The organism is Streptosporangium heterodermiicola (assembly GCF_051390675.1).
GTDB lineage: Bacteria > Actinomycetota > Actinomycetes > Streptosporangiales > Streptosporangiaceae > Streptosporangium.
On sequence record NZ_JBPJSR010000007.1, the window covers coordinates 310,132 to 323,660 of the forward strand.

Annotated in this window: 12 protein-coding genes; 1 reads left to right on the forward strand and 11 read right to left on the reverse strand. The window is 70.0% G+C overall.

The window, feature by feature from the left end:
• Window positions 1-28: 28 nt before the first annotated feature.
• The 8 genes from ACSC1Q_RS18080 to ACSC1Q_RS18115 form a co-directional block, all read right to left on the reverse strand.
• Window positions 29-292: a phosphoribosyl-ATP diphosphatase gene (locus ACSC1Q_RS18080; RefSeq protein ID WP_350947730.1), complete on the reverse strand. Its 264-nt coding sequence runs from the start codon at window positions 290-292 to the stop codon at window positions 29-31.
• Between the two features lie 133 nt (window positions 293-425).
• Window positions 426-2,813 carry a glycoside hydrolase family 2 protein gene (locus tag ACSC1Q_RS18085; RefSeq protein WP_436759867.1) on the reverse strand — a complete coding sequence of 796 codons (2,388 nt, stop codon included), beginning with the start codon at window positions 2,811-2,813 and terminating at the stop codon, window positions 426-428.
• Window positions 2,810-3,700, reverse strand: coding sequence for an ABC transporter ATP-binding protein (locus tag ACSC1Q_RS18090; RefSeq protein ID WP_436759868.1), 891 nt, complete (start codon window positions 3,698-3,700; stop codon window positions 2,810-2,812). Before ACSC1Q_RS18090 ends, ACSC1Q_RS18085 begins: the two co-directional genes overlap by 4 nt.
• Window positions 3,701-3,792: 92 nt before the next feature.
• Window positions 3,793-4,734, reverse strand: coding sequence for an ABC transporter ATP-binding protein (locus tag ACSC1Q_RS18095; protein WP_436759869.1), 942 nt, complete (start codon window positions 4,732-4,734; stop codon window positions 3,793-3,795).
• A complete protein-coding gene (locus ACSC1Q_RS18100) occupies window positions 4,735-5,619 on the reverse strand; it encodes an ABC transporter permease (protein ID WP_436759870.1) in 885 nt (294 codons plus the stop codon).
• Window positions 5,616-6,611 carry an ABC transporter permease gene (locus tag ACSC1Q_RS18105; protein WP_436759871.1) on the reverse strand — a complete coding sequence of 332 codons (996 nt, stop codon included), beginning with the start codon at window positions 6,609-6,611 and terminating at the stop codon, window positions 5,616-5,618. The genes ACSC1Q_RS18100 and ACSC1Q_RS18105 overlap by 4 nt, the downstream gene beginning before the upstream one ends.
• Window positions 6,612-6,702: 91 nt before the next feature.
• Window positions 6,703-8,481: an ABC transporter substrate-binding protein gene (locus ACSC1Q_RS18110; protein WP_436759872.1), complete on the reverse strand. Its 1,779-nt coding sequence runs from the start codon at window positions 8,479-8,481 to the stop codon at window positions 6,703-6,705.
• Window positions 8,482-8,839: 358 nt separating this feature from the next.
• Window positions 8,840-9,718, reverse strand: a complete 879-nt coding sequence (locus ACSC1Q_RS18115) for an endonuclease/exonuclease/phosphatase family protein (RefSeq protein WP_436759873.1) — start codon at window positions 9,716-9,718, stop codon at window positions 8,840-8,842.
• A gap of 244 nt (window positions 9,719-9,962) precedes the next feature.
• Between ACSC1Q_RS18115 and ACSC1Q_RS18120 the strand changes: the two genes are divergently transcribed.
• Window positions 9,963-10,511: a hypothetical protein gene (locus tag ACSC1Q_RS18120; protein WP_436759874.1), complete on the forward strand. Its 549-nt coding sequence runs from the start codon at window positions 9,963-9,965 to the stop codon at window positions 10,509-10,511.
• A gap of 104 nt (window positions 10,512-10,615) precedes the next feature.
• Here the strand turns inward: ACSC1Q_RS18120 and ACSC1Q_RS18125 are convergent, their stop codons facing one another.
• From ACSC1Q_RS18125 to sufU, 3 genes are all read right to left on the reverse strand, one after another.
• Window positions 10,616-12,337 (reverse strand): DEAD/DEAH box helicase, encoded by a 1,722-nt coding sequence (locus ACSC1Q_RS18125; protein ID WP_436759875.1) that lies wholly within the window; start codon window positions 12,335-12,337, stop codon window positions 10,616-10,618.
• A gap of 367 nt (window positions 12,338-12,704) precedes the next feature.
• Window positions 12,705-13,091 (reverse strand): metal-sulfur cluster assembly factor, encoded by a 387-nt coding sequence (locus tag ACSC1Q_RS18130; RefSeq protein WP_436759876.1) that lies wholly within the window; start codon window positions 13,089-13,091, stop codon window positions 12,705-12,707.
• Complete coding sequence (sufU, locus tag ACSC1Q_RS18135) at window positions 13,088-13,525, reverse strand: Fe-S cluster assembly sulfur transfer protein SufU (RefSeq protein ID WP_350967900.1); 438 nt, start codon at window positions 13,523-13,525, stop codon at window positions 13,088-13,090. Before sufU ends, ACSC1Q_RS18130 begins: the two co-directional genes overlap by 4 nt.
• Window positions 13,526-13,529: the final 4 nt, after the last annotated feature.

The following is a 13,529-nucleotide window of genomic DNA, read 5'->3' on the forward strand; positions in this document are numbered from 1 at the left end:
TACAAGGTCGGAAGCCGGGCGCACCGGCTCACAGATGCTTGTAGACCTCGTCCAGCCCGATCCCCTTGGCGATCATGAGGACCTGCACGTGGTAGAGGAGCTGGGAGATCTCCTCGGCCGTCCGCTCGTTCGACTCGTGCTCGGCCGCCATCCAGCTCTCGGCGGCCTCCTCCACGACCTTCTTGCCGATGGCATGGACCCCGGCGTCCAGCGCGGCCACGGTGCCCGAGCCCTCGGGCCGGGTGCGCGCCTTGTCGGACAGCTCGGCGTACAGCTCTTCGAAGGTCTTCATGATCTCTCTCGGCGTCGTCGGATGTGCCCTCCAAGACTAACGGGCCGTCCGACCCCGTCGTGTGAAGGTCCACGCTCTGGGACGCGAGCCGCCCGTTCTTCTCCCCGGGCGGCCCGCGATCCTCCGGGGGCGCTCAGTCGTTGACGCAGCGCAGCACGGGGCGGCCGGCGAGGGCGGCGGGGTCGGGTGAGCCGGTGACGTGGAGGGTGACGCTCTCGCCGGGGAGCAGGGTGAGGAGCATGTCGTCGACGGAGGAGGCCGGGTCGAGGCGGTCGGGGAACAGGGCCAGGTCGCGCAGGAGGGTGCGGGCGGTGACGGTGACGTCCAGGCCACCGCCCCCGGCCGGGGTGACCTCGGTGTCGTAGGCGGCGACGGGGAAGGCGACCCGGGTGTCCTCGGCGAAGAAGTGGAGCGCGCGGTGCCCGTCCAGCCGTACGGACAGCAGCTCGGCCGGCGGGTCCGCGGGGACGGCGACCGGGTCCGGGAGCGGGATCCTCGCCACCGAGCGGGGCGCCACCTCGACGGTGATCGTCTCCTTGGCCAGCGGTTCCCCGTCCAGGGCGAGCCGCAGGAGTTCCAGCTCGCCCGTCCAGGGCTCCGGGCCGTCGTTCACCACGGCGACGGCGCCGTCCTGGACGGTGAGCAGGCGGTCGGCGTAGACGCGGCGCAGCGCGTACCACAGCGGCTTGCGGCGCCCTCGGCCGTCGACGGCCGACCAGGAGGTGACCGGCCAGCAGTCGTTGAGCTGCCAGACGATCGTGCCCGCGCAGTGGGGCGCCAGGGAGCGGAAGCGCTCGATGCCGAAGGCGACAGCACGGGCCTGGTTGAGCTGGGTGAGGTAGTGCCAGTCGTCGTAGGTCTCCGGCGCGGGCAGGTGCTCGCCGAGGCCGCGCAGCAGCTTGGTGTTGCCCTCGTGGGCCTTCTGGTGGTGCAGGACGAGGGGCGCGTCGGGGGCGAGCTCGCCGCTCACGGCGTCGCGCAGGGTGGTGTGGACCGGTGGGCCCTGGAAGCCGAACTCGGCGACGAAGCGGGGGGCGTAGGTGGCGTAGTGGGTGTAGTCCTCACGGTTCCACACGTCCCAGATGTGGGTGGTGCCCCGGGCGGGGTCGTTGGGCGGCAGGCCGGGGTGGCCGGAGTACGGGCTGCCCGGCCAGTAGGGGCGGGCCGGGTCGAGCTCCGCCACCAGGGCTGGCAGCAGCCCGTGGTAGAAGCCCGCCCCCCAGGTGCGGCCCTCCAGCCTGTCCTGCCAGCCCCAGTCGGCGTGGCCTTCGAGGTTCTCGTTGTTGCCGCACCACAGCGCCAGGGAGGGGCGCCAGGACAGCCGGGTGACGTTCTCGCGGACCTCGGCCTCGACCTCGGTGGCGAACGGCTCCTCCTCGGGATAGGCCGCGCAGGCGAACGGGAAGTCCTGCCAGACGAGCAGGCCGAGCTCGTCGGCGAGGTCGTAGAAGTCCTCGCTCTCGTACAGGCCGCCGCCCCAGACGCGCAGCAGGTTGACGTTCGCGCCCAGGGCCTGGCCGAAGCGCTCGGCCAGCCGCTCGCGGGTGACGCGGGCCGGGAAGCAGTCGTCGGGGATCCAGTTGACGCCGCGCACGAACACCGGGGTGTCGTTGACGACGACGGTGAACCCCTCGCCGGTCCGGTCGAGGCGGACGTCGCGGAAGCCGATCCGCCGCGTCCAGGCGTCCCCCGGCACCTCGCGAGCCTCCCCGGTCTGGCCGGACAGGCGTACGGTCAGCTCGTAACGGTCCTGGGCGCCGTACCCGCGTGGCCACCAGCGCCGGGGCTCGGGCACCCGTACCTCCAGGACGGCCTCGTGCTCGCCGGGGGCCAGCGTCGCCTCCGCCACCACCCCGGCCACCTCCGCGGTCACGGTGAGAGGGGCATCGGTGGCACGCTCGACGGTGACGTGCGCCTCGACGCGCCCGTCGGGGCCGTCGGTGCTCACCAGCGGCCGTACGGACGCGATCCTGGCCCCGCTCCACGAGTGCAGCCCGATGGGCCGCCAGATGCCGGAGGTGACCACGGACGGGCCCCAGTCCCAGCCGAAGTTGCAGGCCGTCTTGCGGATGAACTGGTACGGCGCCTCGTAGCTGCCCGGCCGGTCGCCCAGCGCGGCCCGTTGCGCCTCGGCGTACTCCACCGGGGAGGCGAAGCGCACCCGCAGCGTGTTCTCGCCCTCGCGCAGCAGCTCCCGCACGGGGAAGCGGTAGGAGCGGTGCTGGTTGGCCGTGGTGGCGACCTCGACGCCGTTGAGCTCGATCGTGGCGACGGTGTCCAGGCCCTCGCAGACCAGGTCGGCGCGGTCGTGCCCGTCGGCCTGCCAGGTGAAGACCGTCCCGTAGTCCCAGCCGGAGCGCCCGATCCAGGTCAGCCGGTTCTCGTTGTCGTCGAGATAGGGATCCTCGACGAGCCCGGCGGCCAGCAGGTCGGTGTGCACGCATCCCGGCACCGTGGCCGGGACGCGCGAGACGCCCCCGCCCACCTGGTGAAGGGTCCAGCCGTCGTGTAGCGCCCTCAATGCACACTCCCCGTGGATCCGATGGACGTGGTGTCGTCGCGCCGGACGAGATGCCCCGGTTCGGCCTCCACCAGCGTGGAGGGCCCTTCCCGCACGTCCCCGGCGGAGGGGACCGGCTCGCCGTCCCACCGGGCGGTGAGCCTCGGCACCGACGACAGCAGCCTGGCCGTGTACGGGTGGAGGGGGTTGCCGAACACCATGCCGGTGGGACCGGACTCGACCACCCGCCCCCGGTACAGGACCACGGCCCGCTCGCTGATGTAGTTGCCGAGCGACAGGTCGTGGGTGACGAACAGCACGCCGAGGCCGCGCGACTTCAGGTCGGCGAGCAGGTTGAGGACGTCGATCCTGGTGGACGCGTCGAGCATGCTGGTGATCTCGTCGGCGACGAGGTACCTGAGGTCGAGCAGGAGCGCCCTGGCGATCAGCAGGCGCTGCAGCTGGCCGCCGCTGAGCTGGTGGGGGTACCGGCCCAGGACCTGCCCGGGGTCGAGGCCGACGTCCTTGAGGGAGGTGTCGATCCTGCCGTCCCACTCGGAGGCGGCGACACCGGGGAAGTACTCGTCTTTGATCATCCGGAGCACCCGGTCGGCCTTGAAGATCGGGTTGTAGCAGCTGAACGGGTCCTGGAACACGCCCTGCACGTGCCGGTAGTACGCCTTGCCCGGCCTGACCGGGGCGCCGTCGAGGGTGATCCTGCCCTTCGTCGGGCGGAGCAGCCCGAGGACGGTCTTGCCGAGGGTCGTCTTGCCGCTGCCGCTCTCGCCGATGAGGGAGACCACCTCCCCCGGCGCCAGGTCGAGGCTCACGTCGTCGACGGCGGTGAGGGTGGCGGAGCCGAAGGCCCCCACCCGGTAGGTCTTGGTGACCCCTTCGAGTCTCAGCACCGTCGAACCCCTTCGATTCTCAGCACCGTCGAACCCCTCCAAGTGTCAGCACCGTCGAACCCCTTCGAGTCTCGGCATCGTCTGAAACCCCTTCAGGCCTTCCAGCAGGCGACGTGGTGGCCGGGGGCGACCTCGACCGGCGGCGGATCCTCCGCGCACCTGTCGAAGGCGATCGGGCAGCGGTCCCTGAACCGGCAGCCGGAGGGCGGGCCGAGCAGCGAGGGCGGCCTGCCGGGGATGCCGGAGAGCCTGCGCTCGGCGTGGCGGACGCCGACCTCGGGCAGCGAGGAGATCAGCATCCGCGTGTACGGGTGGCGCGGCTCCCCGACGATCACGTCCGCCGGGGCCTTCTCGGCCAGCTTCCCCGCGTACATGATCATGATCGTGTCGGCGATCTGGTAGGTGAGCGAGATGTCGTGGGTGATGAAGATCATGCTGCGCACGAAGCCCCGGTCCCTGAACTCCAGCAGGGTCCTGGCCACGGCCTTCTGGGTCGACACGTCGAGCGCGGAGGTGATCTCGTCGGCGATGAGCAGGGACGGGTCGAGCAGGGTGGAGACGACCATCACCATCCGCTGCCTCATCCCGCCCGACAGCTCGATCGGGTAGCGCTCCAGCACGTCGCGCGGCAGCTCGACCAGGTCGAGGCGGCGTTCCAGCTCGGCGGCGTCGAGGCGCTCGCCCCGGGAGGCGAGCAGCTCGGCGACCATCCGGCCGATCCTGCGGGTGGGGTTCAGCGCGCTCATGGAGTATTGCGGGATGAGGGAGACCCGCTTGAAGCGGAAGGGGTCCATCCGGCGGTCGTCGCCGATCGGCAGCTCCTCGCCGTCCAGCTCGGCGCCGCCCCCGGCCAGCCGCATCCGGCCGTCCATCCTGATGAGGCTCTTGCCGAGGGTCGTCTTGCCGCAGCCGGACTCGCCCGCCAGGCCGAGGATCTCGCCGTCGCCGACGCCGAAACTCACCCCGTCGAGCGCCCGCACCTCCCCGCGCAGGGTCCGGTAGTGGACCCGCAGGTCGTTCACACGCAGAGTCATTCACAGCTCCCGCAGTTTCGGGTTGAACACCTCGTCCAGGCCGACGTTCATCACGTAGAGGGCGCCGACGACGGCGGTGATCCCGGCTCCCGGCGGGACGAACCACCACCACATGCCCAGGTGCAGGGCGCTCCAGCGGGCCGCGTTGTTGAGCATCAGGCCGAGCGAGACGCCCTCGCTGGGACCGAGGCCGATGAAGTCGAGCGAGGCGGCGATCAGGATCGACCCGCCGAACAGCAGGATGAAGGTCATGAAGAGGTACGAGCTCATATTGGGCGCGATCTCCCTGGCGATGATCTTCCAGGTGCGTACGCCGCTGAGCCGGGCCAGGTCCACGAAGTCGCGCGAGCGCAGCGAGAACGTCTGGGCCCTGATGGCCCTCGCCGCCCATGGCCAGGAGGTGAGCCCGATGAAGAGCGCCTGCACGCCGACGCTGCGGATGCCGAGGTAGGCGTTGACGATCAGCAGCACCGCGAGCGCGGGCAGGACCAGGACGATGTTGGTGAGCATGTTCAGCACCTCGTCGACCAGCCCGCCCCGGTATCCGGCGGTGAAGCCGACCGCCATGCCGATGACCGCGGCGAGCCCGCCGCCGAGCACCCCCACCTGGAAGGTGACGCGCAGGCCGTGGACGAACTGGGCGAAGACGTCCTGGCCGAACATGGTGGTGCCGAACCAAAGTCCGGCCGAGGGCGGCGAGGCGGGGGTGGCGACGTAGGCGTTCGGGTCGCCGCCGACGACCACCGGGGCGGCGGCGGCGAGGACGATCAGCGGGACCAGCACGACCAGCCCCGCCAGGAGCTTCCCGTTGCGCAGCGCGAAGTACAGGCCCTCGCGGCGCCCGGTGTTCCGGCCTGGGCGCGGTTCCGCGGGCACGGCCGTCATGCCGCCTCCCCTCCCATCCCGGTCCTGGTACGCGGGTCGACCAGGACGTAGACGATGTCGATGACGAAGTTGGCGATCAGCACGCCCACGACGATGAACAGGAAGGCCCCCTGCAGCAGGAAGAAGTCCTGGTTCTGGATCGCCTTGAGGATGAGGTGGCCGAGTCCCGGATAGGAGAAGACGATCTCGGTGACCAGGGCTCCGGCCACGAGCACGCCGAGCTGCAGGGCCAGGCCGGTGATCTGCGGCAGGATCGCGTTCCTGAACGCGTAGCGCCGGATGAGCCGCCGCGACGCCCCGAGCGAGGCCAGATAGGTGGAGTAGTCGGCCTCCAGCTCATAGATGATCATGTTGCGCATGCCGATCGCCCAGCCGCCGAACGCGACGAGGAAGAGCGAGGCGAACGGCAGGAACCAGTGCAGCGCCAGGTCCCCGAGGAACTCCCACGACCAGTTGGGCCGCATGGAGAAGCTGTAGCCGCCGGAGACGGGGAAGATCCCCGCCACCACGCCCAGCCCCCAGGCCAGCAGGATGGCGAGCCACATGTAGGGCGTGGCGGTGAGCACGTACCCGATCGGCAGCGCCGTGTTGTCCAGCCACCTCCGCCTCGCCGCGAAGGCGCCGAACCTGTTGCCCGCCCACCAGCTGAGCAGGATCGACGGGATGAGCAGTGCCAGCGTGTACGGCACCGCCCCCACGATCACGTCGGTCACCGGGGTGGGGAACAGCCAGATGCTGGTCCCCAGGTCGCCCCTGAACAGCGCGGCCCAGAAGTTGACGTACTGCCGCCAGAGCGGCAGGTCGAGCCCGAACAGGCTCGTGTAGTGGACGCGCATCGCCTCCACGGCGGCGGGCTGTGACACGTTGGCCCTGGCCAGCATGCTCTGCACCGGGTCGCCCGGCATGAAGCGCGGGATCATCCAGTTGATCGTGACTGCCACGAGGAAGGTGAGCACGTACACGAGCAGCTTCCGGCCGAAATAGCGTCGCACGCGATCCTCCAGAATCGGCGGGACGGGCCCCTCCCCGCGCGGCCCCCGAACGGATCCGGACGCGAGGGAAGGGGGCGAGAGGATCGCGGGGTCAGCCTCCGGCGGGCTTCAGCTCGGTCAGGGTGAGCACCCCGCCCAGCTCCAGCCAGTTGCGCCACATGGTCGGCGGGGTCTTGGGGGTGCCCGGGGCCGAGGACGGCCAGTTGGTCCAGACCGTGTTGCTCGTCTGCGCCCACAGGCCGTTGTACCAGAGCGGGATCACCGGCAGATCGTCCAGCTGGACCTTCTGGATCTCCGAGGCGACCCGCTTCATGCCCTCGGCGTCGTCGGCCTTCTTGCCGTCGAGTTCCTGGACGAGGTCCCAGACCTTCTTGTTCTCGTAGCGGCCGAAGTTGACGGTGTTCTGCTGCTTGCCGATCGGCAGCCGGAACATGTAGTCGTAGTACATCCACGGGGTGTTGGACAGCTGCCGCTCGTTGTTGATCAGCAGGTCGAACTTGCCGGACGCGCGCTGGTCGACCAGCGCGTTGAAGTCGGGGAACTCGGGGGTGAGGTCGATCCCGGCGGCCTTGGCGCCCTCGGCGATGACCCGGCTCGCCTCCATCCAGTCGGTCCACCCGGCCGGGACGATCACCTTCAGCGAGGCCTTGGAACCGTCCTTGTTCTCCACGAACCCGTCGCCGTCGCCGTCCTTGTAGCCCGCGTCGGCGAGGAGTTTCTTCGCCTTCGCGGTGTCGAACGCGAAGCCCTTCTCGCTCACCACGGCCTGGTCGACGTACTTGTCCCACTGCGGCAGCAGGCCGGTCGGGTTGGAGGCCTTGACCAGGTTGCCGTAGACGCCCTCGACGATCTTCTTGGTGTCGATGGAGCCGGCGAGCGCCTTGCGGAAGGCGGGGTCGTCCATCGGCTTCCTCGTGGTGTTGGGCACCAGGAAGGCGGTGTTTGCCGAGAGCATGTAGGGCGGTTCCGGATAGTAGGTCTGGACGCCGAAGTCGCCCTTGACGAGGTTGGCCACCCCGGGCAGGAAGTTGTTGCTGAGGTCCAGGCCCTTCTGCAGCAGCAGGCCCATCGCGACCTCGTTGCTGGAGTTGACGATGTCGACGACGTACTTGGGCCTGACGTCCTTGCCCAGCGCCGCCGTGGCCCACCAGCCGTCGCGCTTGACCCAGGCCATCCGGTCCTGGTCGTGGCTGTGGTAGGCGTACGGCCCGGTGCCGACCGGCTTCTCGTTGACGCCGTTCAGCACCTCCTCCTCGGAGCGGCCCTCCCAGATGTGCTTGGGGACGATCGCGTTGCCGTAGACCCAGTTGGCCCACTGCTGGTGGTTGGCCTTGGAGAAGGTGAACCTGACCGTGCCGGGGTCGACCGCCTCGACCTTCTCCAGCCAGTCCCACAGGTTGGCGTAGGGGACGGTCTTCATCTTGCCGAGCTCGACCGTGAAGGCCACGTCGTCGGCGGTGAAGGGCTTGCCGTCGGCCCAGGTGACCCCCTGCCTGAGCTTGAGGTCGTAGGTCTTGTCGTCCGTCCAGGTGCCGCTCTCGGCGAGCCAGGGGGTGAACCTGTCCGTCTGGGGGTCGTACAGGAACAGGGTCTCGTAGACGAGTCCCTTGGTGCCGGTGGCCGAGTCCCAGGTTCGCAGCGGGTTCCAGTTGACCGGGGGACCCCACTGGGTGCCGCTGGTGTACAGGGTCTCGTTGCGGGGGAACGCGGCGTCCGCGCCGCCCGCTCCGGCCGGTGGAGCCGCTCCGCCGGAACCCCGCGGCGCCGCGCTCGGAGCTGACGGCGTCGTGGACCCTCCGGTGCACCCGGCCGCGACCACGCAGGCCACGCACGCCGCCCCGAGGATCGCGACCCCTCGTCGAATCCGCATCGACTGTCTCCTCTCCAGCATGGGAGCGCTCCCAACCGATTTAAACGCGACCGCATGCGCTTGCTGAACCGGATAAGTAACGTGACCGTAAAGTCAATGTGTCCGCACTGTCAATAGGCGGATAGACCGGTTCAGCTACGATCACCCCGGCCGGTTGGAGGAGACCACGAGGGGGCCGGAGACCCCGGCCGTCGCCGGGCGAGCCGGGTCCCGGAGGACGCCGTCTCGCCCGCCCTCGACGGCCGGCCCGGCTCACCGCCGAGGACGGCCCTCGCGGGATCCCCGGCCCGCCGCCGAGGCGCGGCGGGGACTTCAGGCCAGGTCCGTCCGGAGCTCGCCGGAGCCCGTCAGTACCTCGTCAGGGCCTCGTCAGCGTGACGAGCAGCGCGGGGTGGTCGGTGTACCTCATGGAGATGACGTCGGTGCGCTCGAAGCCCATGCTCGCCGCGAACACGTGCTGCACGTCCCCGTCCCCCTTCCTGAAGAAGGGAGCGGAGTTGCAGTTCTGGACGTTCTGCCCGAACAGCGGCGCGTACCTCATGTTGAAGTCACCCGCCAGGAAGGTCGGCCTGGTGGCGGCGCCCCGGTCGCGCAGCATGGCGATGGCGGCCTTGCACTGCGCCATCGCGACGTTCCCGGTGGTCGACAGGTGGGTGGTGCACCCGGTCAGGTCGGGGAACTCGGCGCACACGTAGACGCGCCTCTCGCTCCCGCCGTCCTGGGTGGCGTAGACGCCGGAGAAGCTCGTCGCCCCCGTGGCGCGGAAGATCAGGCCGTTGCCGTACTCGTCCCCGTTGACGCAGCGCACCGGCGTGCCGTCGGGCCGCAGCGCGGGGGCGAACACCCGGTAGCCGTCCCCCATCGAGGGGGCGAGCTGGGCCAGGTCGTCGCGGCAGATCTCGTTGAGCGTGACGACCTGCGGCTGCCTGGCGCCGATGACGTCGCGCGCCTCCTGGATGACGTTGGCCCCGTTGAAGCAGGAGGTGTTGACGCCGCTGTGGCAGAGGTTGAGCTGCAGGACGCGGTAACTCTGCGCGGCGGACGCTGAGGACGCAGCGGACACTGAGGACGCGGCGGACGCGGCGGACGCGGCGGACGCGGCGGACGCGGCGGACGCGGCGGACGCGGCGGACGCGGCGGACGCGGCGGACGCGGCGGTGACGCCTCCGGCCGTGGCCAGCAGGACGACGAGGGAGAGGCGGGCGAGAGCACGGAGGCTGGACCACGAAAGGCTCATTTATCCCCTTATCTCGGATATCCCAGACACATCAGTTGATCATCCAGGCAGCCCGGCGGAAGAGTGCCCGGCCCCCAGGGCATTCGAAGCTGAACAGAAATAGCGGGATATAAAGCCATAATGACGACTGGATCTAGATCGTCAACCACAAGATCCAGCGCCGGGCGCGGCCCACGGCCCGGCCGGCCCGGGATCCAAGCCGCTTCCAACTCACCCGCAAGCCCTCCCTGCGCAAGGTGAGGGCGTGAGAAACATCAGATCTTTCTTCACCGCCGCCGTCTGCACGGCCGTCCTGCTCTCCCCGGGCACGGCCACCGCGTCCACCGCGACGACCACCGCCCCCTCCGAGTACGTGAGCGTCTCCATCGAGAGCGTGATCGCCTACGACCTTGAGGAGAGCGGGCACGACGAGGTCTACATCAAGGCCACCGGTCCCAGCATCCTGCCGCCGATGAGCCAGGTCGTCGAGCTGTGGCCGGACCCGAACTGGGCCGGCAGGACCATGTCGCTCGCCCAGCACCGGTGCGCCTGGACGCTGAACGACTACAGGTGCCCCAGGGACCGCACCGTCATGGTGTACGGAGGCCCCATGAAGGAGCCGCTGTTCCACGCGAGCGAGACCGTGCGCCTCACCCTGATGGAGGACGACTACGTCGGGGACGACCTGCTCCTCGACCAGAGCATCCAGCTCCAGCCGATCGAGGAGACCCGGTTCTACGAGTTCGAGAGGAAGACGAGCGGCTGGCACTACGTGATCCACGTGCGTGTCGATCCGCGCCCCTCGCCCTGGTGATCCCAAGGTGATTCCCGGCCGGGGACCGGCCGGGAGAAGCAGAAGGGCCGGTACGGCGGACGCCGTACCGGCCCTTCGGGGTCCTACGAGGTGATCAGCGGCGATCAGCGGCCGTAACGGCTGCCGCCACCGCGCGGGGCGGAGCCGCGGCCGTCGGCGCGGAACTCGCCGCCGCGGAAGCCGCCGCCCTGGCGGTCGCCGCGGAACGGCTCGCGCTCGCCCGCGGGACGCTCGGAACGGTAACCGCCACCGGCCGGGGCCGGGCGGTCGGCGCGGAACGGCTCGCGCCGCTCGCCACCGCGGTAGCCACCGGCGGGACGCTCGGAACGGAAGCCACCGCCCGCGGGACGCTCGGAGCGGTAACCGCCGCCGGCCGGGCGCTCGGAGCGGTACTGGCCGCCGCCGGTGGCACCGGTGCCACGGTTGTCGTCACCGAACGAACGCTCGCGGGGCTGCTGGCCCTCGCCGGCGCCGTGGGCGGGACGGTCGGAGCGGAAGCGACGCGGGCCACGCCCGCCGCCGCCACCGTTGCCGCCGAAGCCGCCGCGGCCCTGACGCTGCTTGGCGGCCGGCGCCGAGGGCTCCCAGACCGGGATCGGCTCGCCGCTGGGCGTACGCGCACCGGCGACCTCCTCCAGGCGCGGGTGGCCCGGCGTGGCCTTGATGCGGAACGGCTTGATGCCCGCGCGGCGGGTCATCGAGTCGGTGGAGCGGCGCTCATTGGGGAGCACCAGCGTCATGACGGTGCCCTTCTCCCCGGCGCGGGCGGTACGGCCACCGCGGTGCAGGTAGCTCTTGTGGTCCTGGGGCGGGTCGACGTGCAGCACGAGGCTGATGTTGTCGACGTGGATGCCGCGGGCCGCGACGTCCGTGCAGACCAGGACGTTGATCGTGCCTTCCTTGAACTCGGCCAGGATGCGGGTGCGCTGGTTCTGGCGCTTGCCGCCGTGCAGGCCGCCGGCCCGGATGCCGACCTGGGCGAGCTGCTTGCACAGCCGGTCGACCCCGTGCTGGGTGCGCACGAAGATGATGGTCCGGCCCTCGCGGTTGGCGATCTCGGCGGTCACCGGGAACTTGTCGTCGCGGTGCACCTCCAGCACGTGGTGCTCCATGGTGTCGACCGAGGAGGCGGCCGGGGCCATCGAGTGGGTCACCGGGTTGGTGAGGAAGCGGCGGACCAGCTTGTCGACGTCGCCGTCGAGGGTGGCGGAGAACAGCAGGCGCTGGCTGTCGGCCGGGGTCTGCTGCAGGATCGCGCTGACGACCGGGAAGAAGCCGAGGTCGCACATGTGGTCGGCCTCGTCGAGGATCGTCACCTGGACCTCGTCCAGCATGCACTCACCCTGCTGCATGAGGTCGGTCAGGCGGCCGGGGGTGGCCACGACGACCTCGACACCGCGGCGCAGCGCCTCGATCTGGCGGCCCATCGACATGCCGCCGACGACGGTCTTCATCCGCAGCGACAGGCCGCGGCCGAGCGGCTCAAGGGCGTCGGTCACCTGCATGGCGAGCTCGCGGGTCGGGACCAGCACGACGGCCAGCGGGTGGCCGGGGCGGGCCTTGGCGCCGGCGATGCGGGTCATCATCGGCAGGCCGAAGGCGAGAGTCTTGCCCGAGCCGGTCTGGCCGCGGCCGAGGACGTCGTGACCTGCGAGAATGTCGGGGATCGTGGCCCGCTGGATGGGGAAGGGACTGTCGATGCCCGAACGGGAGAGACCGGTCACCAGCGGCTTCGGCAGACCGAGGAGAGTGAACTCGGACACGCCTGCGGGGGCCTGGGAGATCTCGGTGATGTCAGTGATTTCGGGCAGAACAGCGTCAAGCATGGTCACGAAGACTCGTGCCTTTCGATAGAAGAACGGGGCACGTCACTTCTGCGAAAGGACGAGCCTGGAACGCACGGCCTGAGGCCGCGCTGGATCAACGCCCACATGGGGGCGGTAGTGCGGTGCAAGTCGAGGCGCACCGCACGGGGCGGGTCTAGCTTACCCGCACGCAGTCAAACCACGATCAAGCATACCCGGCGTTCGCAGTGCCAGGTTCGGTCGGGGCGTTCGGCATCAGCCGACCGCTTGTCCGTCGGTTGGAGTCAACACTCCTGGCCGGGCTTTTCTTCCCGGCCTCCGAAATCCTCTCACACAATTGGGTACGGCCCGAACCCAGGGGGGTGCGAGCCGTACCCGAGATGACTTCTCAGACGTTGAAACCGAGCATCCGGAGCTGCTCGCGCCCCTCGTCGGAGATCTTGTCCGGGCCCCACGGCGGGAGCCACACCCAGTTGATCCTCACGTCGGAGACCATGCCCTCCAGGGCGGAGTGCGCCTGGTCCTCGATGACGTCGGTCAGCGGGCAGGCCGCGCTGGTCAGCGTCATGTCGATGGTGGCGACCGGCAGGACGGCACCGTCGCCGCCCTCGGTACCGGCCTCGGCGGCGTCGAGGTGGAGCCCGTAGATCAGGCCCAGGTCGACGACGTTGATGCCGAGCTCGGGGTCGACGACGTCCTTGAGTGCCTCCATGACCTCGTCATGGGTGGTGTCCCCGTCGTACGCCGTGGTGGGGGTCTCCACTGCCTTGCTCATTCGCTGCTCCTCACGACCGCGTCCTTGTAGGCCATCCACGCCAGTAGCGCGCACTTCACCCGGGCGGGGAACTTGGCGACCCCGGCGAAGGCGACGGCGTCGCCCAGCACGTCCTCGTCCGCCTCGACCTTTCCCCTGCCCTGCATGAGCCTGGTGAACTCGTCCACGACGCCGAGGGTCTCGTCGACGGTCGAGCCGGTGGCCAGCTCGTGCAGCACGGAGGCCGCGGCCTGGCTGATGGAACAGCCCTGCCCGTCGTAGGAGACGTCCTCGACCTTGCCGCCGTCGCCCAGCTTCACGCGCATGGTGATCTCGTCACCGCACGTCGGGTTCACGTGGTGGACCTCGGCGTCGTACGGATCGCGGAGCCCCCTCCCCTGCGGGTGCTTGTAGTGCTCCAGGATCAGCTCCTGGTACATGGACTCGGCGATCATAGGG